The organism is Pseudomonas sp. ADAK2, from assembly GCF_012935755.1.
Lineage (GTDB): Bacteria > Pseudomonadota > Gammaproteobacteria > Pseudomonadales > Pseudomonadaceae > Aquipseudomonas.
This window is the reverse complement of the sequence record NZ_CP052862.1, coordinates 6,967,951-6,992,955: the sequence shown is the minus strand read 5'-3', so window position 1 is coordinate 6,992,955 and position 25,005 is coordinate 6,967,951. Positions and strand designations below refer to the sequence as shown.

The 25,005-nt window shown below is 59.7% G+C and carries 22 protein-coding genes; 13 read left to right on the top strand and 9 right to left on the bottom strand.

Translation table 11 applies throughout. The annotated features are described in order from the left end of the window. Window positions 1–40: 40 nt before the first annotated feature. Window positions 41–1,042 carry a glutathione S-transferase family protein gene (locus HKK52_RS31890; protein ID WP_169374045.1) on the top strand — a complete coding sequence of 334 codons (1,002 nt, stop codon included), beginning with the start codon at window positions 41–43 and terminating at the stop codon, window positions 1,040–1,042. 129 nt (window positions 1,043–1,171) lie between these two features. Here HKK52_RS31890 and cysG read toward each other — a convergent pair whose 3' ends face one another. The 6 genes from cysG to ftsK form a co-directional block, all read right to left on the bottom strand. Next, complete coding sequence (gene cysG / locus HKK52_RS31885; RefSeq protein ID WP_169374044.1) at window positions 1,172–2,566, bottom strand: siroheme synthase CysG; 1,395 nt, start codon at window positions 2,564–2,566, stop codon at window positions 1,172–1,174. Continuing rightward, window positions 2,567–3,847 carry a serine--tRNA ligase gene (gene serS / locus HKK52_RS31880; RefSeq protein ID WP_169374043.1) on the bottom strand — a complete coding sequence of 427 codons (1,281 nt, stop codon included), beginning with the start codon at window positions 3,845–3,847 and terminating at the stop codon, window positions 2,567–2,569. A 15-nt stretch (window positions 3,848–3,862) separates the two neighbouring features. Continuing rightward, window positions 3,863–4,237, bottom strand: a complete 375-nt coding sequence (gene crcB, locus HKK52_RS31875; RefSeq protein WP_169374042.1) for a fluoride efflux transporter CrcB — start codon at window positions 4,235–4,237, stop codon at window positions 3,863–3,865. Then, window positions 4,237–5,559: a replication-associated recombination protein A gene (locus HKK52_RS31870; RefSeq protein ID WP_169374323.1), complete on the bottom strand. Its 1,323-nt coding sequence runs from the start codon at window positions 5,557–5,559 to the stop codon at window positions 4,237–4,239. Before HKK52_RS31870 ends, crcB begins: the two co-directional genes overlap by 1 nt. A 19-nt stretch (window positions 5,560–5,578) precedes the next feature. After that, window positions 5,579–6,202 (bottom strand): outer membrane lipoprotein chaperone LolA, encoded by a 624-nt coding sequence (gene lolA / locus HKK52_RS31865; protein WP_169374041.1) that lies wholly within the window; start codon window positions 6,200–6,202, stop codon window positions 5,579–5,581. A gap of 66 nt (window positions 6,203–6,268) precedes the next feature. Continuing rightward, entirely contained in the window at window positions 6,269–8,677 is a 2,409-nt protein-coding gene (gene ftsK / locus HKK52_RS31860) for a DNA translocase FtsK (RefSeq protein ID WP_169374040.1), read from the bottom strand. 306 nt (window positions 8,678–8,983) lie between these two features. On the opposite strand from ftsK, the gene trxB reads away from it, so the two are divergent. From trxB to infA, 4 genes are all read left to right on the top strand, one after another. Further along, window positions 8,984–9,943 carry a thioredoxin-disulfide reductase gene (gene trxB, locus HKK52_RS31855; protein ID WP_169374039.1) on the top strand — a complete coding sequence of 320 codons (960 nt, stop codon included), beginning with the start codon at window positions 8,984–8,986 and terminating at the stop codon, window positions 9,941–9,943. A gap of 64 nt (window positions 9,944–10,007) precedes the next feature. Continuing rightward, entirely contained in the window at window positions 10,008–10,688 is a 681-nt protein-coding gene (aat, locus tag HKK52_RS31850) for a leucyl/phenylalanyl-tRNA--protein transferase (RefSeq protein WP_169374038.1), read from the top strand. 57 nt (window positions 10,689–10,745) lie between these two features. Continuing rightward, the gene (locus HKK52_RS31845) at window positions 10,746–11,453 is read left to right on the top strand and encodes an arginyltransferase (RefSeq protein WP_169374037.1); all 708 of its coding nucleotides are present in this window, start codon (window positions 10,746–10,748) and stop codon (window positions 11,451–11,453) included. Between the two features lie 111 nt (window positions 11,454–11,564). Further along, window positions 11,565–11,783: a translation initiation factor IF-1 gene (gene infA, locus HKK52_RS31840; RefSeq protein ID WP_002553999.1), complete on the top strand. Its 219-nt coding sequence runs from the start codon at window positions 11,565–11,567 to the stop codon at window positions 11,781–11,783. A gap of 157 nt (window positions 11,784–11,940) precedes the next feature. On the opposite strand, the gene clpA is transcribed toward infA, so the two are convergent. Together clpA and clpS are read right to left on the bottom strand one after the other, a co-directional pair. Then, window positions 11,941–14,211 carry an ATP-dependent Clp protease ATP-binding subunit ClpA gene (gene clpA / locus HKK52_RS31835; RefSeq protein WP_054053653.1) on the bottom strand — a complete coding sequence of 757 codons (2,271 nt, stop codon included), beginning with the start codon at window positions 14,209–14,211 and terminating at the stop codon, window positions 11,941–11,943. Between the two features lie 30 nt (window positions 14,212–14,241). After that, entirely contained in the window at window positions 14,242–14,625 is a 384-nt protein-coding gene (gene clpS / locus HKK52_RS31830) for an ATP-dependent Clp protease adapter ClpS (protein WP_020799529.1), read from the bottom strand. A 225-nt stretch (window positions 14,626–14,850) separates the two neighbouring features. Between clpS and HKK52_RS31825 the strand changes: the two genes are divergently transcribed. Further along, entirely contained in the window at window positions 14,851–15,132 is a 282-nt protein-coding gene (locus tag HKK52_RS31825; RefSeq protein ID WP_169374036.1) for a cold shock domain-containing protein, read from the top strand. Between the two features lie 65 nt (window positions 15,133–15,197). Here the strand turns inward: HKK52_RS31825 and icd are convergent, their stop codons facing one another. After that, window positions 15,198–16,454, bottom strand: a complete 1,257-nt coding sequence (gene icd / locus HKK52_RS31820; protein WP_010458895.1) for an NADP-dependent isocitrate dehydrogenase — start codon at window positions 16,452–16,454, stop codon at window positions 15,198–15,200. 493 nt (window positions 16,455–16,947) lie between these two features. Between icd and HKK52_RS31815 the strand changes: the two genes are divergently transcribed. The 7 genes from HKK52_RS31815 (at window position 16,948) to HKK52_RS31785 (ending at window position 24,847) form a co-directional block, all read left to right on the top strand. Further along, the gene (locus tag HKK52_RS31815; protein ID WP_169374035.1) at window positions 16,948–19,173 is read left to right on the top strand and encodes an NADP-dependent isocitrate dehydrogenase; all 2,226 of its coding nucleotides are present in this window, start codon (window positions 16,948–16,950) and stop codon (window positions 19,171–19,173) included. Window positions 19,174–19,404: 231 nt separating this feature from the next. Then, window positions 19,405–19,851 carry an NUDIX hydrolase gene (locus HKK52_RS31810; RefSeq protein ID WP_169374034.1) on the top strand — a complete coding sequence of 149 codons (447 nt, stop codon included), beginning with the start codon at window positions 19,405–19,407 and terminating at the stop codon, window positions 19,849–19,851. Window positions 19,852–19,910: 59 nt separating this feature from the next. Then, the gene (gene mnmA, locus HKK52_RS31805) at window positions 19,911–21,056 is read left to right on the top strand and encodes a tRNA 2-thiouridine(34) synthase MnmA (RefSeq protein ID WP_169374033.1); all 1,146 of its coding nucleotides are present in this window, start codon (window positions 19,911–19,913) and stop codon (window positions 21,054–21,056) included. After that, window positions 21,053–21,676 carry a high frequency lysogenization protein HflD gene (gene hflD, locus HKK52_RS31800; protein ID WP_169374032.1) on the top strand — a complete coding sequence of 208 codons (624 nt, stop codon included), beginning with the start codon at window positions 21,053–21,055 and terminating at the stop codon, window positions 21,674–21,676. The genes mnmA and hflD overlap by 4 nt, the downstream gene beginning before the upstream one ends. A gap of 126 nt (window positions 21,677–21,802) precedes the next feature. Continuing rightward, complete coding sequence (gene purB, locus HKK52_RS31795) at window positions 21,803–23,173, top strand: adenylosuccinate lyase (RefSeq protein ID WP_054614119.1); 1,371 nt, start codon at window positions 21,803–21,805, stop codon at window positions 23,171–23,173. An 86-nt stretch (window positions 23,174–23,259) separates the two neighbouring features. Continuing rightward, window positions 23,260–24,429 carry a ribosomal protein uL16 3-hydroxylase gene (locus HKK52_RS31790; RefSeq protein ID WP_095128996.1) on the top strand — a complete coding sequence of 390 codons (1,170 nt, stop codon included), beginning with the start codon at window positions 23,260–23,262 and terminating at the stop codon, window positions 24,427–24,429. Beyond that, window positions 24,422–24,847 carry a GNAT family N-acetyltransferase gene (locus HKK52_RS31785; RefSeq protein WP_169374031.1) on the top strand — a complete coding sequence of 142 codons (426 nt, stop codon included), beginning with the start codon at window positions 24,422–24,424 and terminating at the stop codon, window positions 24,845–24,847. Before HKK52_RS31790 ends, HKK52_RS31785 begins: the two co-directional genes overlap by 8 nt. The last annotated feature ends 158 nt before the right edge of the window (window positions 24,848–25,005 follow it).

Sequence of the window (25,005 nt, the reverse complement as noted above, 5' to 3'; positions counted from 1 at the left end):
AGACTCGGCTCCAACGCTTATCGGTTGAGGAGTCTTGAATATGGGTTTGTTAGTTGAAGGCCAGTGGCACGACCAGTGGTACGAAAGCAGCAAGGACGGCGCGTTCCAGCGCGAACAGGCGCAGCGCCGCAATTGGCTGACCGCTGATGGCCAACCGGGCCCAACCGGTGTCGGTGGCTTTGCCGCCGAGGCCGGGCGCTATCACCTCTATGTGTCGCTCGCCTGCCCGTGGGCTCACCGCACACTGATCCTGCGCAAACTCAAAGGCTTGGAAAAGCTGATCGACGTCTCGGTGGTCAGTTGGTTGATGCTGGAAAACGGCTGGACCTTCGATCAGAGCCTGGGCTCGACCGGCGACAAACTCGATCACTTCAAATTCATGCACCAGCGCTATACCGCCGATACCGCCGACTACACCGGCCGCGTCACCGTGCCGGTGTTGTGGGACAAACAGCAGCAGCGCATCGTCAACAATGAATCGGCGGAGATAATCCGCATGTTCAACAGCGCGTTTGATGACCTGACGGGCAATGACCTGGATTTCTACCCGGCGCCACTGCGCGGGGAAATCGATGCGCTGAACGAACGGATTTATCCAGCCGTTAACAACGGCGTGTACCGCGCCGGGTTTGCCACGTCGCAGAAGGCCTATGAAGAGGCGTTCGATGAGGTGTTTGCCGAACTGGATCGACTGGAGTTGCTGTTAGGCGAGAACCGTTATTTGGTCGGTGAATACCTGACGGAAGCGGACATTCGGCTGTTCACCACGCTGATTCGCTTTGATGCGGTGTACTACGGGCACTTCAAGTGCAACCTGCGGCGGATTGCCGATTATCCGAATCTGTCGAACTGGCTGCGGGAGATGTATCAGTGGCCGGGGATTGCCGAGACGGTGAGTTTTGAGCACATCAAGCACCACTACTACGGCAGCCACAAGACCATTAATCCAACGGGGATTGTGCCGAAAGGACCGAAACAGGATTTCAACGCGCCCCATGATCGGGCGCGGTTGAGTGGGAAAGGGGTTTGGCGTAACGCCTGACAGATGATCGTTCCCATGCTCCGCGTGGGAATGCATCCCGTGACGCTCTGCGTCACATCCAAAGCGGAACGCGGAGCGTCCCTGGCGGTATTCCCACGCGGAGCGTGGGAACGGTCAGTTACCGGGTGTTCAGACCTGCGCCTGAGCCCCTTCAAACCACGCCAGTTTCTCGCGCAGTTGCACCACTTCCCCAACGATCACCAGCGTCGGCGCATGCACTTCATGCTCCGCCACCAGGCGTGGAAGATCGGCCAACGTACCGGTAAACACCCGCTGATTGACCGTGGTGCCCTGCTGGATCAACGCCGCCGGGGTATCTGCGCCGCGACCGTGCTTGATCAATTGCTCGCAGATGATCGGCAAGCCCACCAGGCCCATGTAAAACACCAGGGTTTGCGCCGGGGCGACCAGGTCGGCCCACGGCAAATCGGTGGAACCGTCCTTCAGGTGCCCGGTGACGAACCGCACCGACTGCGCGTAATCGCGGTGAGTCAGCGGAATCCCGGCATACGCCGCGCAACCACTGGCTGCGGTAATACCCGGCACGACCTGGAACGGAATGCCATGGGCCGCCAGTTCTTCGATCTCTTCACCGCCACGGCCGAAGATGAACGGATCGCCGCCCTTCAACCGCACCACACGTTTGCCAGCCTTGGCCAGATCCACCAACTGCTTATTGATCTGATCCTGCGGTACGGCGTGATCGGCACGACGTTTACCGACATAAACACGCTCGGCATCACGACGGCACAGATCCAGGATCGCCGGCGCCACCAAGCGGTCGTACAACACCACATCGGCTTGCTGCATCAGGCGCAAGGCGCGGAAAGTCAGCAGGTCCGGATCACCGGGGCCTGCGCCGACCAAATACACCTCGCCGGTTTTTGTCGGCGGCTCACCCGCGATTTTCGCCAGCAGCAAGCGCTCGGCTTCAGCGCCCTGCCCGGCCAGTTGCCGGTCAGCAATCGGGCCCTGGAACACATCCTCCCAGAACGACCGACGCTGCTGCACATCCGGAAGCAGGTTTTTGACCTGCGTGCGAAAACGCGCCGCCAGACCGGCCAGTTGACCGTAGGTGGAAGGAATCCAGGTTTCGATTTTGGCCCGGATCAGCCGCGCCAGCACCGGCGCATCGCCGCCGCTGGAGATGGCAACGATCAGCGGCGAACGGTCGACAATCGCCGGAAAGATCACGCTGCACAGGGCCGGCGCATCCACCACGTTGACCGGCACGCAGCGCCGATGGGCATCGGCGGACACTTGCGCGTTCAGCGGTTGATCGTCGGTGGCGGCAATGATCAGCCCGCAACCGTCCAGGTCCGCTTCGACGTAGCCACGCGACAGGCACTCGCCACCGCTACCGACCACCAATTCACGCAGTTGCGCTTCGATTTCAGGTGCGACCACCCGCAGCAGCGCACCGGCTTCGGCCAGCAGGCGGGATTTGCGCAAGGCAATTTCCCCGCCGCCGACGACCAACACACGACTGCCGCGCATGTTATGAAACAGCGGCAGATAATCCATTTAGCCGATGACCTCGAGGCCACCCATGTACGGCTTCAATACCTCAGGCACACGGATCGAACCGTCGGCCTGCTGGTAGTTTTCCAGCACGGCCACCAGAGTACGACCGACCGCCAGGCCGGAACCGTTCAGGGTGTGCACCAGTTCAGGCTTGCCGGTTTCCGGGTTGCGGAAACGTGCTTGCATCCGACGGGCCTGGAAATCGCCGCAGTTGGAGCACGACGAAATCTCGCGGTACTTGTCCTGGCTCGGGATCCACACTTCCAGGTCGTAAGTCTTCACGGCGCTGAAGCCCATGTCGCCGGTGCACAGCGCCAGGGTGCGGTAAGGCAGCTCCAGCAATTGCAGGACTTTCTCGGCGTTGGCGGTCAGGCCTTCCAGCGCCTCCATCGAGGTCGATGGCTCAACGATCTGGACCATTTCAACTTTGTCGAACTGGTGCTGGCGAATCATGCCGCGAGTGTCACGGCCCGACGCGCCGGCTTCGCTGCGGAAGCACGGGGTGTGGGCGACGAACTTGATTGGCAGCAGTTTCGAATCGACGATTTCACCGGCAACGATGTTGGTCAGCGACACTTCGGCGGTCGGGATCAGGTACAGATCGGCTTCGCCTTCGCGGGTGATCTTGAACAGGTCTTCTTCGAACTTCGGCAATTGACCGGTGCCTTGCAGGGCCGGAGCTTGTACCAAGTAAGGCGTGTAAGCCTCTTCGTAACCGTGTTCGCTGGTGTGCAGGTTGATCATGAACTGCGCCAGGGCACGGTGCAGACGCGCAATCGGGCCGCGCAGCAGAGCGAAACGCGCGCCGGACAGCTTGGCGGCGGTTTCAAAGTCCAACCAGCCGAACTTCTCGCCCAGGGCCACGTGGTCCTGAATCGGGAAATCGAACGCAGTCGGGGTGCCCCAGCGGCGCACTTCGACGTTGCCGTCTTCATCGGCGCCAATCGGTACGGATTCGTGGGGCAGGTTCGGGATGCCAAGCAGGATCGAATCCAGGTCGGTCTGGATCTGGTCCAGTTCAACCTTGCCGGCGCTCAATTCGTTCGCCATGCGCTCGACGTCAGCCATCAACGGCGCGATGTCTTCGCCGCGCTGCTTGGCCTGGCCGATGGATTTGGAACGCGCATTACGTTCAGCCTGCAGTGCTTCGGTGCGGGTCTGGACGGTCTTGCGCTGTTCTTCCAGCGCTTCGATGCGCGCAACATCCAGTACAAAGCCACGGGATGCCAGGCGGTCCGCTACGTCCTGAAGGTTGCTACGTAACAGTTTGGAATCGAGCATGTCGGTCTCTCGTTATCAAAGTTTGGTCAAGGACAGGCCAGCCCAGGTGGCGAGCAGCCCGCCGAATACGCTGATCGCAGCATAGCCCAGGGCCAGCGGCACTTGCCCGCTTTCGAGCAGGCGCACCGTATCCAGTGAAAAGGATGAAAAAGTCGTCAGCCCCCCGAGGAAGCCGACCATCAACCCGGCGCGCACCTCGATCGGCACCTCCGGGCGTATCAAAAACAGACCGTATAAAACGCCGATCAGCAAACAGCCGACGATATTAACGGCCAGCGTCGCGGTATAGAAGTGCCGCGGCCAATTAGCGTTGATCCAGTTACCGGTAGCAAAGCGCAACAGCGTGCCGGCGATCCCGCCGATGGAAACTGCAACGATCAAGGGAAGCACTATTTTCTCCGCTGCCGGGGGCTCAGACGATCAAGTTGGGCGAGGTGGTTGAGCTTCTCGCCGATTTTCAACTCCAGGCCTCGCGGCACCGGCTGATAGAACGGTTGTGGCTCGAGCTCTTCCGGGAAGTAGTCTTCGCCAGCAGCGTAAGCATCCGGCTCATCATGGGCATAACGGTATTCATCGCCATAACCCAATTGCTTCATCAGCTTGGTCGGTGCGTTACGCAGGTGCAGCGGTACTTCGAGCGAACCGTGTTCGGTGGCGCTGCGCATCGCGGCTTTGAAGCCCATGTACACCGCGTTGCTTTTCGGCGCGCAGGCCAGGTAGGTGATGGCCTGGGCCACCGCCAATTCGCCTTCGGGGCTGCCGAGCCGTTCCTGCACTTCCCACGCTGCGAGGCACAAGCTGAGGGCGCGGGGGTCGGCGTTGCCGATGTCTTCGCTGGCCATGCGCACCACGCGCCGGGCCAGGTACAGCGGATCGCAACCGCCATCGATCATGCGCGCAAACCAGTACAGCGCGCCGTCGGGGTTGGAACCGCGCACCGATTTATGCAGTGCGGAAATCTGGTCGTAGAACGCTTCGCCGCCCTTGTCGAAACGCCGACGGGTGTCGCCGAGCAAACTTTGCAGCAGATCGATGCCGATCTCGCTGTCGTCTTCGGCCAGGTCCGAGGCGTTTTCCAACAGGTTGAGCAAACGTCGGCCATCACCATCGGCGGCGGACAGCAGCATCTGGAAGCCTTCATCGCTGAGGGTCAGTTGCCGCTTGCCCAGGCCCCGCTCTTCAGTCAGCGCGCGATGCACCAGTTTGCGCAGGGCCGCTTCATCGAGGCTTTTGAGCACGTAGACGCGCGCCCGGGAGAGCAAGGCGTTGTTGAGTTCGAAGGATGGGTTTTCGGTGGTCGCGCCGATGAAAATCAGCGTGCCGTCTTCAACGTACGGCAGGAAGGCATCCTGCTGGGATTTGTTGAAGCGGTGCACTTCATCGACGAACAGAATGGTCCGTCGACCGTACTGCCCGGCCTGCTGCTTGGCGATTTCCACCGCCTGACGGATTTCCTTCACCCCAGCCAGTACCGCCGACACCGTTTCGAAATGCGCATCCGAGACTTCCGCCAACAGCCGCGCCAAGGTGGTTTTACCCACCCCCGGCGGGCCCCAGAAGATCATCGAATGCAGGGCACCCTGCTCCAGGGCTTCGCGCAAAGGCTTGCCGCGAGCGAGCAGGTGTTCCTGACCGACGTACTCATCCAGATTGGCCGCACGCAAGCGGGCGGCCAAGGGTTGAGCAATCGGGGCACTGCGAAACAGGTCCATCACGTACGGTTGAAACCTCTTATTCCTGGATCACATCGGCACCCTTCGGGATGTCGAACTTGAACTTGGACGCCGGGATCGGCTCATTGGCCTTCACGCCGGTGAACAAGAGGTTGGTGCGCTGGCCGACGCTGTCGATCATTTGCATGTCATTGACCAGGCCGTTGCGGAACGACAGGCGCAGGCTGTCGAACAGGGTGTCCTTGCTTTTCGGCTTCAGGGTGAAGTCGATCACGCCGCCAGCTTCCTTGGCGCTGATGTCGAAGCTCTCTTTGATCTTGGACACGTCACCGGACAGCAACAGGGCCGGGGTCTGGCTCAGGCGCAGGTCGAGGGTCTTGATGGTGGCCTGCTGCAAGTCCGGGTCCCACAGGGTTACTTTCTTGCCATCAGAGATCACGACTTGCTCCGCCGGCGCATCGGTGTGCCAGTAGAACAGGCCTGGACGCTGCAGCGACATTTCACCCGCAGTTTCCTGCAACTGGGTGCCGCCACCATCGAGGGTCAGCTGCGAGAACCGCGCGGTCAGGGTCTTGGATGTTTCCAGCAATTGGGTCAGGCGCGCCACGTCCTTGTCGTCGGCGTGGGCGGAAAGTGTGGTCAAAGCCAGTACCGGCAGCAACAGCATGCGGATAAGACGCATGGGAGTCCTCTTGAATATTCGTGGGGTTCGGGTGGCGCGTCACTGCACCACCCTTTTTACTTCAACTCAGTCGCGTACCGGGCCTGGGGCCAGAACTTCACGCGAACCGTTGGTGTTCATGGACGTCACGACCCCAGCCATTTCCATGGCTTCGATCATGCGCGCGGCGCGGTTGTAGCCGATTTTCAGCTTGCGCTGGACCGCCGAGATGGACGCACGACGGCTTTCCAGCACGAACTGCACGGCTTCGTCGTAGAGCGCGTCGGATTCGCTGTCTTCATCGCCACCACCACTGCCGCCGTCGAAACCGCTACCGGCCTCTTCAACACCGGCGAGGATGTCATCGTTGTATTCCGGTGCGCCACGCAGCTTCCAGGCTTCAACCACCCGGTGCACCTCGTCATCGGACACGAACGCGCCGTGAACCCGAATAGGCAGGCTGGTGCCCGGCGGCATGTAGAGCATGTCACCGTGGCCCAGCAGTTGCTCGGCGCCGCCCTGGTCGATGATGGTCCGGGAATCGATCTTGCTCGACACCTGGAACGCCATGCGGGTCGGAATGTTGGCCTTGATCAGGCCGGTGATCACGTCAACCGAAGGACGCTGGGTCGCGAGGATCAAGTGGATACCGGCGGCACGGGCCTTCTGGGCGATACGGGCAATCAGTTCTTCAACCTTCTTGCCGACGATCATCATCATGTCGGCGAATTCGTCGACGACCACGACGATGGTCGGCAGCTTGGTCAGCAACGGTGCTTCATCGTGAATGCTTTCGCGCTTGTACAAAGGATCGGTCAACGGCGTACCGGCGTCCTGGGCTTCCTTGACCTTGGCGTTGAAGCCCGACAGGTTACGCACGCCCATCTTCGCCATCAGTTTGTAGCGACGCTCCATCTCCGCCACGCTCCAGCGCAGAGCATTGGCCGCGTCCTTCATGTCGGTGACCACTGGGCAGAGCAGATGCGGAATGCCTTCGTAGATCGACAGTTCAAGCATCTTCGGGTCGATCATGATCAGCTTGGCGTCTTCCGGGCCAGACTTGAACAGGATCGACAGGATCATCGCGTTCACACCCACCGACTTACCGGAACCGGTTGTACCGGCCACCAGCAAGTGCGGCATTTTCGCCAGGTCGGTGATGACCGGCTTGCCACCGATGTCGTGGCCCAGGGCCAGGGTCACCGGGGACTTGAAGTTATCGTATTCCGGGGTCGACAGCACTTCGGAGAAGCGCACGATCTGGCGGTCTTCGTTAGGAATCTCGATACCGACGGTGGTCTTGCCCGGAATCACTTCCACCACCCGCACGCTGGTCACGGCCAGGGAACGTGCCAGGTCTTTCGCCAGGTTGGAAATTCGGCTGACCTTGACGCCTGCGGCCGGCTGGATTTCGTAACGGGTAATGACCGGGCCGGGGTGAATCGAATCCACCGAGACTTCGACGCCGAATTCCTTGAGCTTGATTTCCAGCAAGTGGCCGACGGCTGCCAGCGACTCCGGGGAATAATTGAGTTGTTTCTTTTCGGCCGGGTCGAGGATCGAGATCGGCGGCAAGGTGCCTTCGACGGCGCTGTCGACGAACAACGGCGCCTGCTTCTCTTTTTCCACGCGCTTGCTCGGCGCTGCCGGTTTCGGCGGCGCTGGCGCAATCACTGGCGGCACCTGCTTCTCGCGGTCCGACATGTGCTTGCTCAGGGCCTGCTCGCGCTCGATCAGGCGTTCCTTGACCTTGGCCTGCTCGCGCTTGTCGGTGACCGTCGGGGCGACCACGTCATGCACGCGATCATCGACTTCACGCAACTGCGCGACCAGCTGTTTGCGCTCGACCCGTGCTGCCCACCAGCGATTGGCGGCGCCCTGGATCAGTTCGAGCAGGTCGAGGGTAATTTTGCCGGTGACGTCCATCACCTTGAACCACGACAGGTCGGTGAACACCGTCAGGCCGAACAGGAACAAGGCGATAAACAGCAGCGTGCTGCCCTGAATGTTCAGGGCATTGCGGGCCAGGTCGCCGAGGCTTTCGCCCAACGCGCCGCCAGCGCCGGCCGGCAGACCGGTCGCCGCATGGAAATGGATATGGGCCAGGGCCGCGCCCGACAGCACCAGGAACACCAGGCCGATCAGGCGCCAGGAGAACAGCCAGCCGCTCCACTGCCATGGTTCGTGGCGTTGGCGGAAGATCTGATAGGCCTTGATCGCCAGCAATAACGGGAAGATGTAGGCGAAGTAACCCAGCACCATGAACAGGATATCGGCGCTGTAGGAGCCGGCCGGCCCGCCGAAGTTCTGCACATCGTCGATCTTGCTGTTGTGGCTCCAGCCCGGATCGTCCTTGCCATAGGTCAGCAAGGCCATCATCAGGAACAGGCACAAGGCGCCGATGGCGATCAACGCACCTTCCTTGAGTCGGTAGTGCAGATGCTGGCGCCAGAGCGGAACGACGGCTGGTTTGGGTGCTGCGGTGGATTTCTTCAAAACGCTACTTTTCCTGCGCCTATGGCGCGTCCATCTGTTGAATGACTATAAAAACTGCCCAATCCAGGCAGGTAAAAAAGTTAACTGGTGCAACTGGGACTACTTTTAACACTGCACCCCGGTGTTTCAAAACAGGGCAGGCACTGCTTTTTTAATACAAGCGCTGTTACAAGCAGGCATTGTACGGGTTTGTTCGCCCGATGCCATGCTTGCGGCCCTTGGGTGTAGCATAGCCAAAAGCACATGACACACGGTTCAATTTGAGCACGCATTCTCTTTTGTGACAAAGGCTTATGAGGTGTTTTTATGAGCGAAGCCAAGCATTCACGCCTGATCATTCTGGGTTCCGGCCCTGCGGGTTACAGCGCCGCCGTTTATGCCGCTCGCGCCAACCTCAAACCCGTGGTCATTACCGGGATACAGGCAGGTGGCCAGCTCACCACCACCGTCGAAGTCGACAACTGGCCCGGCGACGTCGAAGGCCTCACCGGCCCGGCGCTGATGGAACGCATGCAAAAACACGCCGAGCGCTTTGACACAGAGATCGTTTACGACCACATCCACACCGCCAAGTTGCAGCAGCGCCCTTTCGAACTCATCGGCGACAGCGGCATGTACACCTGCGACGCCCTGATTATCGCCACCGGCGCCTCGGCGCAGTACCTGGGCCTGCCCTCGGAAGAAGCCTTTGCCGGCAAAGGGGTTTCGGCCTGCGCGACGTGCGACGGTTTCTTCTATCGCAATCAGGTGGTCGCCGTGGTCGGCGGCGGCAACACCGCGGTTGAAGAAGCGCTGTACCTGTCGAACATCGCCAAGGAAGTCCATCTGGTGCATCGGCGCGACAAGCTGCGCTCGGAGAAAATCCTCCAGGACAAGCTGTTCGAGAAAGCTACCAACGGCAATATTCGCCTGCACTGGAACCAGAACCTCGATGAAGTGCTGGGCGATGCCAGCGGCGTGACCGGCGCCCGCCTGCGCGACAGCCATTCCGGCGAGACGAGCGAATTACCGCTGGCCGGCGTGTTCATCGCCATCGGTCACAAGCCCAACACCGATCTGTTCCAGGGCCAACTGGCCATGCGTGACGGCTATCTGCTGGTCAAGGGCGGCAACGAAGGCGATGCCACCGCCACTGAGATACCAGGTGTGTTCGCGGCCGGTGACGTGGCCGATCACGTTTACCGCCAGGCCGTCACCTCCGCCGGTGCTGGTTGCATGGCTGCGCTGGACGCCGAGAAATATCTCGACGATATTCCAACCGTTTGACGTTCCAATTCACGGCGGACCGACAAACCCGCCACTGCCCTCCCCTTCTGCAAGCCCGGATGCCATGCTGACTTGGTTACAACGCAACACCCTGACTTTTCCGCCCCTGGAAAAAGCCATGCGCGATCCCAACGGGTTGTTGGCAGCAGGCGGTGACCTGTCCGCCGACCGACTGATCCAGGCCTATCGCCACGGTTGCTTTCCCTGGTTCTCCGAAGGCCAGCCGATTCTCTGGTGGTCGCCGGATCCGCGTACGGTTTTGTTTCCCGACGAACTGCACGTGTCCCGCAGCCTGAGCAAACTGCTGCGCCAACAGCGTTATCAAGTGACCTTCGATCAGGATTTTGCCGCAGTCATCGGCGCCTGCGCCGCACCACGGGAATACGCTGACGGCACCTGGATCACCGAAGCCATGCAGGACGCCTATCTGGAGCTGCACCGGCGTGGCTATGCGCATTCGGTCGAGGTCTGGGACCAGGGCGAGCTGGTCGGCGGCCTGTACGGCCTGGCCATGGGGCAGCTGTTCTTCGGCGAATCAATGTTCAGCCGCGCCGACAACGCTTCCAAATATGGCTTTGCCACATTGGTGCGACATCTGAAAGACTCGGGTTTTGTGCTGATCGATTGCCAGATGCCGACTGACCATTTGCATAGCCTTGGCGCTCGGGCGATCCCTCGCAGAGAGTTCGCCGGTTACCTGGCGCGACATTTGGATCAACCCAGCCATGGCACCTGGGTTTGCTGAGCGACTTTTGCGCGCGTGGCTTACACTTAATGCAAACGCTTATCCCGAGGGTTGATCATGACCGAGTTGGCGCGCTTGAAGTTTTATGCCACTCAGCCCCACTCTTGCAGTTATCTGCCCGAGGAGCAGGCCACCACCCTGTTTCTCGATCCTAGCCAGCCCATGGATGTGCATGTCTACGCAGACCTGTCGGAAATGGGTTTTCGTCGCAGCGGCGATCATCTCTACCGGCCCCATTGCCAGAATTGCAATGCGTGCGTACCGGCGCGCATTCCCGTGGCGCAGTTTTCGCCCAACCGTCAGCAAAAGCGTATTTTCAAGCGTAACGCCGATGTGCAGGTGCGCCCGGCCCGGCCGAAATTCAGCGAAGAGTATTTCGATCTCTATCAGCGCTACATCGAACAGCGTCATGCCGATGGCGACATGTACCCGCCGAGTCGCGATCAGTTTTCGACGTTCCTGGTGCGTGACCTGCCGTTTTCCCGATTCTACGAATTTCGTCTCGACGGCCGGCTGGTGGCCGTGGCGGTAACCGACTTGCTGCCCAACGGCCTGTCGGCGGTCTACACCTTCTACGAGCCCGCCGAGGACCATCGCAGCCTCGGGCGCTACGCCATCCTCTGGCAAATCGCCGAGGCCCAGCGGTTGGGACTGGAAGCGGTTTACCTCGGCTACTGGATAAAAAACTGCAAAAAGATGAACTACAAGACCCAGTATCGCCCCATCGAACTGCTGATTAATCAGCGCTGGGTTGTCTTGAACTAAGGCAATCCGTAAACCGCTTGGCGTAAACCCCATTTTTCGGGCACAATGCACGCCGCTTTTGCCTGGCGCAGTTGCACCGGGCCATTCATTGGATACCGAGGGCTTTACTGCATGTCGAAAGAAGACAGCTTCGAAATGGAAGGCACTGTCGTCGACACCCTGCCCAACACCATGTTTCGTGTGGAGTTGGAAAATGGGCACGTCGTAACCGCGCATATTTCCGGCAAGATGCGCAAGAACTACATTCGTATTCTTACCGGCGACAAAGTGCGCGTCGAGCTGACGCCCTATGACTTGAGCAAAGGGCGCATCACTTACCGCGCTCGTTAATCAAGTCAATACAAAACGCCCGGTTATGCCGGGCGTTTTTGTGTGCGCGGGATTTACCATCCGCCGCGATTGATCGTTCCCACGCTCTGCGTGGGAACGATCACACCAGACAGCAAAAAGGCGCCTTTCGGCGCCTTTTGCTTTGTTACGATTAACGTCAGGCCATTTCTGCCGTGGTCTCGAACTCGAAGGTCAGCTCGCCGTCCTTCAGGTCGATGTGAACCACACCACCATGGTCGGCCAGTTCGCCAAAGAGGATCTCTTCGGCCAGTGGACGCTTGATCTTGTCCTGGATCAAACGCGCCATTGGTCGAGCGCCCATGGCCGAGTCGTAGCCACCCGCCGCCAGCCAGCTGCGCGCGGCGTCGGTCACTTCCAGCTGCACGCGCTTGTCTTCCAGCTGCGCCTGAAGCTCGGTAAGGAACTTGTCCACCACGCTTTTGATGACCTCATGACTGAGGCGACCAAACTGGATAATGGTGTCCAGACGGTTGCGGAACTCGGGCGTGAAGCTCTTCTTGATCACTTCCATCGCATCGGACGAGTGGTCCTGATGGGTGAAACCGATCGAAGCGCGGGCTGCGGTTTCGGCACCGGCGTTGGTCGTCATGATGACGATCACGTTACGGAAGTCCGCCTTGCGCCCGTTGTTATCGGTCAGCGTACCGTGGTCCATGACCTGCAGCAGCAGGTTGAAGACTTCCGGATGCGCCTTCTCGATTTCATCGAGCAACAGCACGCAGTGAGGCTGCTTGGTGATGGCTTCGGTCAGCAGACCGCCCTGATCGAACCCGACGTAGCCTGGAGGCGCACCGATCAGACGCGATACGGTGTGGCGCTCCATGTACTCGGACATGTCGAAACGAACCAGCTCGATGCCCAACGCCTTCGCCAACTGACGCGCCGCTTCGGTTTTACCGACACCGGTAGGACCGGCGAACAGGAACGAACCGACAGGCTTGTCAGGCGACTTGAGGCCGGCACGGGACAGTTTGATCGCAGTCGACAACGAGTCGATTGCGGCATCCTGGCCAAATACCGTCAGCTTCAGGTCGCGCTCAAGGTTACGCAGCAGCTCCTTGTCGGAACTGGTGACGTGCTTAGGCGGAATCCGCGCGATTTTCGCCACGATGTCCTCGACCTGAGGCACTTCGATGCGTTTCACGCGTTTCTCGATCGGTTGCAGGCGCTGGTAGGCACCCGCCTCGTCGATAACGTCGATGGCCTTGTCCGGCATGTGCCGGTCATTGATGTAGCGTGAGGCCAGCTCAGCCGCCGCACGCAACGCTTCATCGCTGTACTCGATGCCGTGGTGGGTCTCGAAACGCCCTTTCAGGCCGCGCAGGATGCTGATGGTGTCTTCGACCGAAGGCTCGGACACATCGACCTTCTGGAAGCGCCGTGCCAGGGCACGATCCTTCTCGAAGATTCCGCGGAACTCCTGGAACGTGGTCGAGCCGATGCAGCGGATATCGCCGGACGACAGCAATGGCTTGAGCAGGTTCGAGGCATCCATGACGCCACCGGACGCGGCACCCGCACCAATGATGGTGTGGATTTCGTCGATGAACAGGATCGCCTGCGGACGTTTTTTCAGTTCATTGAGCAACGCCTTGAAGCGCTTCTCGAAATCACCACGGTATTTGGTCCCGGCCAGCAAGGCGCCGAGGTCAAGGGAGTAAACGACACTATTGGCCAACAGGTCCGGCACCTGGTTGTCGACAATGCGCTTGGCCAGGCCTTCGGCAATCGCGGTTTTACCCACGCCCGCCTCGCCCACCAGCAGCGGATTGTTTTTGCGACGACGCGCCAGGATCTGCGCGACACGCTCGACTTCCATCTCACGGCCTACCAGCGGATCGATGCGACCCTGGCGCGCGAGTTCGTTGAGGTTGCTGGCATAAGCATCCAGAGGATTGCCTGAAGAAGAAGACTCACCGCCCTCGTCGTCCTGCATATCTTGCTCACCTTCAGAGTGATCGCCGTGCCCCGGTACTTTGGAAATGCCATGGGCGATGTAGTTGACGACATCAATGCGTGCAACGCTCTGCTGTTTCAGCAGGAACACTGCCTGGCTTTCTTGCTCACTGAAGATGGCGACCAGCACGTTAGCGCCAGTCACTTCGCGTTTGCCCGAGCTCTGTACGTGAAAGACAGCACGCTGCAGAACACGCTGGAAGCCCAGGGTGGGTTGGGTCTCGCGATCCTCGTCATGCACGGGGATCAGCGGCGTGGTGGAGTCGATGAACTCCTGCAGGTCATGCTTGAGTTTGTCGAGGTTTGCGCCGCAGGCACGCAAAACGGTGGCGGCAGCCTCATTGTCCAATAGGGCCAACAGGAGATGTTCGACGGTCATGAATTCATGACGTTTCGAACGAGCCTCCTTGAAGGCTAAATTGAGGGTGACTTCGAGCTCGCGGTTTAACATAGCTTCACCTCATACCCAAGTGGTCGGCGATTAACCGTCCTTCTCGATTTCACAGAGTAGCGGATGCTGGCTTTCCCTGGCGTACTGGTTGACCTGCATGGCCTTCGTCTCGGCGATGTCGCGGGTAAACACTCCACATACTGCCCGTCCTTCTGTGTGGACGGCCAGCATGACCTTGGTCGCCAGCTCGCGATTCAGGTTAAAAAACACCTCGAGCACTTCGACGACGAAATCCATCGGTGTGTAGTCATCATTAAACAAAACCACCTTGTACATCGGCGGCGCCTGTAAAGCAGGCTTGGCCTCCTGAACAGCAATGCCTGCGGAATCGTCGTCGTGTTCCTCCGGGCGATCCTTTTGGAGAGTCGGGCGATCCTGATTGAATGTTAGTCGAATCTGGCTGATTGCATGCATGGAAAGAAAGGTTCGTCAGTTGTGCAAATACAGTGGTGGGGGCGGCTATCAACGATTTCAACTCCGACTGCCCGGTCACCTTGACTATCGGGAAAACGGTGTTACAACCAATAGAGCCCACAGTGGGTAAAAAAGGTCCGCGGAGTCAATCTTATTTGTGAGATCCGACTGCGGATGTACTGGATGATACTCCAGTGATGGAGTCTGTTGCAGAGGGATATGAGCATGGCAGTCGGCAAGGTCAAGTGGTTCAACAATGCCAAGGGGTTCGGCTTCATCAACACCGACGCCCGTGAAGGCAAGGACGAGGACGGCAAATTTATCGACTTTTTTGCCCACTATTCGGCCATCGAAATGGACGGATACAAGACCCTCAAGGCCGGGCAAGCCGTCAACTTCGATATCGTCCAGGGCCCCAAAGGCCTGCACGCGGTGAAGATTACGTCTGCAGCTGTTGAGACCGCACCGGCCACGCCCACTGCTCAATCAGAAACGGTTTCGAGCTGACGAAACCGGTCATCCAGTTATTAAAAAACCGCCCGAAGGCGGTTTTTTTAATGCTGGCTCGCTTCTTACATATGCGAGATCAGCGCATCACCAAACGCCGAAGAAGACAGCAGTTTCGCGCCTTCCATCAAGCGGTGGAAGTCATAGGTGACGGTCTTGGCGGAAATCGCGCCGTTGGTGCCCTTGATGATCAGGTCAGCCGCTTCGGTCCAGCCCATGTGACGCAGCATCATCTCGGCGGACAGAATCAAGGAACCCGGATTGACCTGGTCCTTGCCGGCGTATTTCGGCGCAGTCCCGTGGGTCGCTTCAAACATGGCGATGGTGTCGGACAGGTTGGCACCCGGCGCGATACCGATACCGCCCACTTCGGCCGCCAGGGCGTCGGAGAGGTAGTCGCCGTTCAGGTTAAGGGTCGCGATCACATCGTACTCGGCCGGACGCAGCAGGATCTGCTGGAGCATGGCGTCGGCGATGGCATCCTTGACGATGACGTTCTTGCCGGTTTTCGGGTTCTTGAACTGCATCCACGGACCGCCGTCGAGCAGGGTCGCGCCGAACTCTTCAGCCGCCACTTCGTAGGCCCATTCCTTGAAGGCACCTTCGGTGAACTTCATGATGTTGCCTTTGTGCACGATGGTCAGCGAATCGCGATCGTTGTCGACCACATACTGCAGAGCCTTGCGTGCCAGACGCTTGGTGCCTTGCAGCGAAACCGGCTTGATGCCGATACCGCAGTTTTCGTCGAAACGGATCTTGGTAACGCCCATTTCATCTTTAAGGAACTTGATGACCTTGGTCGCTTCCGGCGAACCGGCCTTCCACTCGATGCCGGCGTAGATGTCTTCCGAGTTCTCACGGAAGATCGTCATGTCGACGTCGCCTGGCTTCTTGACCGGGCTCGGCACGCCTTCGAACCAGCGCACCGGGCGCAGGCAGACGTAAAGATCGAGTTGTTGACGCAGGGCCACGTTCAGCGAACGGATGCCGCCGCCGACCGGGGTGGTCAGAGGGCCCTTGATGGAAACCACGTAATCCTTGACTGCGTCCAGGGTTTCCTGAGGTAGCCAGGTGTCCTGGTCGTAAACCTGAGTCGCTTTTTCCCCGGCGTAGACTTCCATCCAGGAAATTTTGCGCTCGCCGCCGTAAGCCTTCTTAACAGCAGCATCGACAACCTTGATCATGACCGGGCTGATATCAACGCCAATACCATCGCCTTCGATGAAGGGGATGATCGGGTTGTTAGGAACATTGAGAGAATGGTCCGCGTTGACGGTGATTTTGTCGCCGACTGCTGGAACCTGAATCTTCTTGTATCCCATGCTGAACTCCATTGTTTGGATTGAACATCTGGCTTCGTTCGAGCGTACCCCAGTTAAATCGGCGCGCAAACCCTATGTTCCACCCATCTGCCGCAAAGCTGTGCAGTTCGCGATCTACAAGCCTGAAAGCAAAGGGAAAAGCGCCAAACTCAAGCACGGTGCAAGACTCTACGCCGCCCACTGCCCTGCGACCTTTAGACCAATGGACGAGAATCGTTGCATATGAACCATCGGCAGATTGCCAGCTACCTATGTATAATGCCGCCGCTGACCGAAGGGTCACAAAGGCCAAGCTCTCTATTACGAGACTTTCAGCCAGATTGAAGCCGGGCTGTTACCGCAGCCCACCCGCTTGACGCTCGACTGATGCACCCAACATCACCGCGAAGAAACCTCGACATTCGGCTCATGGATGACTTTGAACGAACGCGCTTACCCGGCGCCCCTCGAGTTTTCTGCGCACGCTTTAGCAAAGAAGAGAGTTAATCCGAATATGCCCACCCGCTCGAAGATCATCTATACCTTCACCGACGAAGCCCCAGCCCTCGCCACCTATTCACTGTTGCCTATCGTAGAGGCCTTCACCGCCTCCGCTGATATCGCCGTGGAAACCCGCGATATCTCTCTTGCAGGGCGCATCCTGGCCAGCTTCCCCGAGCAATTGGGTGACAAAGCCGTAGCCGACCACCTCGCCGAACTGGGCGACCTGGCCGTTACGCCTGAAGCCAACATCATCAAGCTGCCGAACATCAGCGCCTCGGTTCCTCAGTTGCAAGCAGCCATCAAAGAGCTGCAAGCCCAGGGCTTCGCGCTGCCGGACTACCCGGAAACCGTGACCACTGACGCCGACAAAGAAGCCAAGTCGCGTTACGACAAGATCAAGGGCAGCGCCGTGAACCCGGTCCTGCGCGAAGGCAACTCCGATCGCCGCGCCCCGCTGTCGGTCAAGAACTACGCACGCAAGCACCCGCACAAAATGGGCGCCTGGGCTGCGGACTCCAAGTCCCACGTCGCGCACATGAGCACCGGCGATTTCTACGGCAGCGAAAAAGCTGCCCTGATCGACGCCGCTGACGCCGTTAAAATCGAACTGATCGCCCAAGACGGCACCACCACCGTCCTGAAAGCAAAGACCACCGTGCAAGCCGGTGAGATCCTCGATTGCGCGGTACTGAGCAAAAACGCCCTGCGCAGCTTCATCGCTGCCGAGATCGAAGACGCCAAAGCCAAAGGCGTGCTGCTGTCGGTTCACTTGAAAGCCACCATGATGAAGGTCTCCGACCCGATCATGTTCGGCCAGATCGTTGCCGAGTTCTATAAAGACGCACTGGCCAAGCACGCTGACGTGCTGGCGCAGATCGGCTTCAACCTGAACAACGGCATCGGCGACCTGTACGCTCGCATCAAGGCTTTGCCGGCCGAGCAACAAGCGCAGATCGAAGCGGACATCCAGGCGGTCTACGCCGTTCGTCCGTCGTTGGCCATGGTCAACTCCGACAAAGGCATCACCAACCTGCACGTGCCGAGCGACGTTATCGTCGACGCCTCGATGCCGGCGATGATCCGTGACTCCGGCAAGATGTGGGGCACTGACGGTCAGTTGCACGACACCAAGGCTGTGATCCCGGATCGCTGCTACGCCACCATCTACCAAGCGGTCATCGAAGACTGCAAGGTCAACGGCGCTTTCGATCCAACCACCATGGGCAGCGTGCCAAACGTTGGCCTGATGGCGAAGAAAGCCGAAGAGTACGGCTCCCACGACAAGACCTTCCAGATCAAGAGCAACGGCGTGGTTCGGGTTTCCGATGGCGCAGGTCGCACCCTGCTGGAACAGAACGTTGAAGCCGGCGACATCTTCCGCATGTGCCAGACCAAAGACGCGCCGATCCAGGACTGGGTCAAACTGGCCGTCAACCGTGCTCGCGCAAGCGCCACGCCAGCGATCTTCTGGCTGGACCCGATGCGCGCCCACGACGGCGTAGTGATCGAGAAAGTTCAGGCTTACCTGAAGGATCACGACACGTCCGGCCTGGATATCCGCATCATGTCGCCTGTCGACGCGATGAAGTTCACCCTGGACCGCACTCGCGAAGGCAAGGACACCATCTCGGTGACCGGCAACGTACTGCGCGACTACCTGACCGACCTGTTCCCGATCATGGAACTGGGTACCAGCGCCAAGATGCTGTCGATCGTGCCGCTGATGAATGGCGGTGGTCTGTTCGAAACCGGCGCCGGCGGTTCGGCACCGAAGCACGTTCAGCAGTTGCTGGAAGAAAACTTCCTGCGCTGGGATTCCCTGGGCGAATTCCTGGCCCTGGCCGCCTCCCTTGAGCATCTGGGTGTTACTTACAACAACCCTAAAGCGCTGGTTCTGGCCAAGACCCTGGACCAGGCCACCGGCCAGTTCCTGGACAACAACAAATCGCCATCGCGTAAAGTCGGCAACATCGACAACCGCGGCAGCCACTTCTACCTGGCGCTGTACTGGGCTCAAGCCCTGGCCGCCCAGAGCGAAGATACTGCACTGCAAGCGCAGTTTGGCCAGTTGGCAAAAACCCTGACCGAGAACGAAGCAACCATCGTTGCCGAGCTCAACGCCGTTCAGGGCAAGCCAGTGGACATCGGCGGTTACTACCACGCCAATGCCGAGCTGATCAGCAAGGCCATGCGCCCGAGCAACACCTTCAACGCGGCGATTGCTGCGTTGGTTTAAGGTTGTAAGGATGCAAAGAAGCCCCGGCCTTGCGCCGGGGTTTCTGTTTGTGCCATGCGCACTCTCGTAGCAGCTGCCGAGCCTGCGAGGCTGCGTTCGGCGGCGAAGCCGTCGTAGAATCAGGCCCTGCGGTGTTTCAGACTGACCGCGAGCATAGGGTTTACGACTGCTTCGCAGCCGAACGCAGCCTCGCAGGTTCGGCAGCTGCTACAGACCACACGAGGTATTTTCATGACCTGGCTACCCCACATCACCGTCGCCACCATCGTCGAAGACAATGGCCGCTTCCTGATGGTCGAAGAATCCAAGGGCGGACGAGCGGTGCTCAATCAGCCCGCCGGTCATCTCGACCCGGATGAAACCCTGATCGAAGCCGCCGTGCGCGAAACCCTCGAGGAGACCGGCTGGGACGTCGAGCCGACCGGCGTGGTGGGGATTTACCTCTACACCGCCCCGAGCAACGGCGTGACCTATCAACGGGTCTGCTTCATCGCCAAGGCAATCAAACACCACCCCGGCTATCAACTGGACGACGGCATCCTCGGCGCCAAATGGCTGACCCGTGGCGAACTCATGGAACAGCGCGCAAACTGGCGCAGTGAGCTGATCATCCGCTGCATCGATGATTATCTGGACGGTAAACACTTCGGTCTCGAACTGATCCGCCCTTCTCTTTAGCCTTGCGGGCTTCGGCCTGTTAGAATCGCGTCCTTTTTCAAGACACACATTGAATCCCTATGCGTGATCCAGCCCCTTCTGACATACAAAAGAAGCGCGTCATTGTCGGCATGTCCGGCGGCGTGGACTCTTCCGTTTCCGCTCTCCTGCTGATCGAGCAGGGTTATGAGGTGGAAGGCCTGTTCATGAAGAACTGGGAAGAAGACGATGGAACGGAATATTGCACCGCCATGGATGACTTGGCGGATGCGCAGGCCGTGTGCGACAAAATTGGCATCAAGTTGCACACCGCCAACTTCGCCGCCGAGTACTGGGACAACGTGTTCGAGCACTTCCTGGCCGAATACAAGGCCGGTCGCACGCCGAACCCGGACATCCTGTGCAACCGCGAGATCAAGTTCAAGGCCTTCCTCGACTACGCGATGATGCTCGGTGCCGACCTGATCGCCACCGGCCACTACGTGCGTCGTCGCGACGTCGATGGTCGTACCGAACTGCTCAAGGGCCTGGACCCGAACAAGGACCAGAGCTACTTCCTGCACGCCGTCGGCGGTGAACAGATCGCCAAGACCCTGTTCCCGGTCGGCGAGCTGGAAAAGCCCGAAGTGCGCGCGATTGCCGAGAAACACGAACTGGCGACCGCGAAGAAAAAGGATTCCACCGGGATCTGCTTTATCGGCGAGCGCCGCTTCAGCGACTTCCTCAAGCAATACCTGCCAGCGCAACCGGGCGAGATCAAGACCACCGAAGGCGAAGTCATTGGCCGTCACCACGGCTTGATGTACCACACCATCGGCCAGCGCCAGGGCCTGGGCATCGGCGGTTTGAAAGACGCCAGTGACGAGCCGTGGTACGTGCTGATCAAGGATCTGGTCAACAACGAGCTGATCGTTGGCCAGGGCAATGACCACCCTTACCTGTTCTCCCGCGCCCTGCTCGCTTCGGACATCTATTGGGTCAACCCGATTGACCTGAGCCAGCCGCGCCGCTTGACCGCCAAGGTCCGTTATCGCCAAGGCGACCAGCCGTGCACGCTGGAGAAAACCGCCACCGGCTACCGCGCTACCTTCGATGACCCGCAACGCGCGGTCACCCCAGGCCAATCCGTGGTGTTTTATGACGGTGAAATCTGCCTCGGCGGCGGCGTGATCGAAATCGCCGAGCCATGGACCAGCAAAGGCACTGCTCAAGGCGAGCCACAATGAGCCCGACTCAGGAGCAACTGACGGCACTGGGCGGCGTGTTTCTCGCCGCGGTGCTGGTGGACAAGATTGCCAAGAGCGGCCAGACCAGCGAAGCCGGCCTGACCTGCATGCTCGGCAGCCTGCTGATCCGCGATCCCAAGGACACCCTGGAAGTCTACGGCGGCGACGACATCAACCTGCGCGAAGGCTATCGCGCATTGATCGGCGCCCTGGAACGCGATCCGAGCACTTTGCAGCGCGAACCGTTGCGTTATGCCCTGGCGATGCTGGGTCTGGAACGGCAACTGGCCAAGCGCGACGACATGCTCGACGTGATCGGCAAGCGCCTGCCGCAGATTCAGTCCCAGGTCGAGCACTTTGGCCCGGCCCACGAAAACGTGATCGCCGCTTGCGGTGCGCTATATCAGGACACCCTGAGCACCCTGCGCCAACGGATTCAGGTCCACGGCGACATGCGCAACCTGCAGCAACCGAGCAACGCTTCGAAGATCCGCGCGCTGCTGCTGGCCGGGATTCGTTCGGCGCGGCTGTGGCGGCAGTTGGGCGGTCATCGCTGGCAGTTGGTGATCAGTCGTCGCAAATTGCTGAAAGAGCTTTACCCGCTGATGCGCAGCAGCTGAACCGCGCCCGCAACACTGTTTTAGATCTGTAACGCGTAATACGCCGGTCAGTTGGCAACGGACCGGCGGATTTTTTCATGTATGATACGCGCCCCATTTCGTTGCCCGACTGTCCGAGAACACCCCATGCAGCTTTCTTCGCTCACTGCGGTTTCCCCTGTTGACGGCCGCTACGCCGGCAAAACCCAGGCCCTGCGCCCAATTTTCAGCGAATACGGCCTTATCCGTGCTCGCGTTCTGGTTGAAGTGCGCTGGCTCCAGCGCCTGGCCGCTCACCCAGGCATCAGCGAAGTGCCGGCGTTCTCCGCCGAAGCCAACGCGGTGCTCAACACCCTGGCGGACAACTTCGCTCTGGAGCACGCCGAGCGTGTCAAAGAGATCGAGCGCACCACCAACCACGACGTCAAAGCCATTGAGTACCTGCTCAAAGAGCAGGCGGCCAAGCTGCCGGAGCTGGCCAAGGTCAGCGAGTTCATCCACTTTGCCTGCACCAGCGAGGACATCAACAACCTGTCCCACGCCCTGATGCTGCGTGAAGGCCGTGATGATGTGATGCTGCCGCTGATGCGCCAGACTGCCGAAGCTATTCGTGAACTGGCGATCCGTTTCGCTGACGTGCCAATGCTGTCGCGCACCCACGGTCAACCGGCCTCCCCGACCACCCTAGGCAAAGAGCTGGCGAACGTGGTTTACCGTCTGGAGCGTCAAATCGCCCAGGTCGCTGCCGTGCCGCTGCTGGGCAAGATCAACGGTGCCGTCGGCAACTACAACGCGCACATCTCTGCCTACCCGGAAATCGACTGGGAAGAAAACGCCCGCGCCTTCATCGAAGACGAACTGGGCCTGGGCTTCAACCCGTACACCACGCAGATCGAACCGCACGACTACATTGCCGAGCTGTTCGACGCGATCGCGCGTTTCAACACCATCCTGATCGACTTCGACCGTGACATCTGGGGCTACATCTCCCTGGGTTATTTCAAGCAGCGCACCATCGCTGGCGAAATCGGCTCGTCGACCATGCCGCACAAGGTCAACCCGATCGACTTCGAAAACTCCGAAGGCAACCTGGGCATCGCCAACGCATTGTTCCAGCACCTGGCGAGCAAACTGCCGATCTCCCGCTGGCAGCGCGACCTGACCGACTCCACCGTTCTGCGTAACCTCGGTGTCGGCTTTGCCCACAGCGTGATCGCGTACGAAGCCAGCCTCAAAGGCATCAGCAAGCTTGAGCTCAACGCGCAGAAGATCGCTGCTGACCTCGACGCGTGCTGGGAAGTGTTGGCCGAGCCAATCCAGACCGTGATGCGCCGCTACAACATCGAAAACCCGTACGAAAAGCTGAAAGAGTTGACCCGTGGCAAGGGCATCAGCCCTGAAGCACTGCAAACTTTCATCGACGGCCTGGACATGCCAGCCGCGGCCAAGGCCGAGCTGAAATTGCTCACCCCGGCGAACTACATCGGCAACGCTGTAGAGCAAGCCAAACGCATCTGATCGATCGCTTGACCCTTTTGAGACGCCCGGCAGCGCCGGGCGTTTTTATTCCCGTCTGAAAAGTGCATTTTTTCAATAGGTTACACATGAATCCTGATATTCCTCTTCAACTTCTGGGTGGCATCACGGCGCGCGAATTCCTGCGTGACTACTGGCAGAAAAAACCGCTGCTGATCCGCCAGGCGATCCCTGATTTCGAAAGCCCGATCGATCCAGACGAACTGGCCGGCCTGGCGCTGGAAGAAGAAGTTGAATCGCGCCTGGTGATCGAACATGGCGAGCGTCCTTGGGAAATGCGCCGTGGCCCGTTCGCCGAAGACGAATTCAGCAAGCTGCCGGAAACCGAGTGGACCCTGCTGGTGCAAGCGGTTGACCAGTTCGTGCCAGAAGTCAGCGAACTGCTGGAGAACTTCCGTTTCCTGCCGAGCTGGCGCGTCGACGACGTGATGATCAGCTTCGCCGCCCCGGGTGGCAGCGTTGGTCCGCATTTCGATAACTACGATGTGTTCCTGCTGCAAGGCCACGGTAAGCGCAACTGGAAGATCGGCCAGATGTGCGACTCCGAGAGCAAGCTGCTGCCGCACGCGGACCTGCGCATCCTCGCCGACTTCGAAGCCACCGACGAGTGGGTCCTGGAGCCGGGCGACATGCTCTACCTGCCGCCACGCCTGGCCCACTGCGGCGTTGCGGTGGATGACTGCATGACCTACTCGGTCGGCTTCCGCGCGCCAAGCGCCTCTGAAGTGCTGACTCACTTCACTGACTTCCTCAGCCAGTTCCTGACCGATGAAGAGCGCTACACCGATGCCGATGCCCTGCCGGCCGTCGATCCGCACCAGATTCAGCACGACGCCCTTGATCGCCTGAAAGCCTTGCTGGCCGAGCACATGAGCGACGAGCGCCTGCTACTGACCTGGTTCGGCCAGTACATGACCGAGCCGCGCTACCCGGAACTGGTGGTCGGCCCGGAAGAAGTCGAAGAAGAAGACTTCCTCGCCAGCCTGGAACAAGGCGCAGTACTGATCCGCAACCCGAGCGCGCGCATGGCCTGGTCCGAAGTCGATGACGACCTGCTGCTGTTCGCCAGCGGCCAGAGCCGTTACCTGCCGGGCAAACTGCGCGAACTGCTGAAATTGATCTGCGCCGCCGACGCCCTGCACACCGATAACCTCGGTGACTGGCTGAACGACGAAGACGGCCGCGGTCTGCTGTGCGAGCTGGTCAAGCAAGGCAGCCTGGGGTTTGCTGATGAATAAAATCCACGTTCGTGTCGCAGACTGGCAGAAGGACATCGCCGAGATCCGGCGCATTCGTGAGACGGTGTTCATTGCCGAGCAATGCGTTCCACCTGAACTGGAATGGGATGCTGATGACGCGACCGCCGTGCATTTCCTTGCTTTCGAAGGCGACTTTCCGATTGGCACCGCCCGCCTGCTGCCTGATGGGCACATCGGCCGGGTGTCAGTGCTCAAGGACTGGCGTGGCTTGAAAGTTGGCGATGCGCTGATGCAAGCGGTGATCGGTGAAGCCGAGAAGCGCGGGCTGAAGCAGCAGAAGCTGAGCGCGCAGGTGCAGGCCACGGCGTTCTATGAGCGCTTGGGTTTCAGCCTGGTCAGTGAGGAGTTCCTGGAAGCCGGGATTCCGCATGTGGACATGGTGCGGCACTCCGCCTGAGACACTGCACTGATCATTCCCACGCTCCGCGTGGGAATACCTCTCGGGACGCCCCGCCCTCTTCGGATGCCGGGGCGTTTTGCTGTCTACGATTCAACTTGCCCCACCCCGGGCCGACAAACTGGCAATATCAAGCCTTTAGAAAGCGGAGATAACGG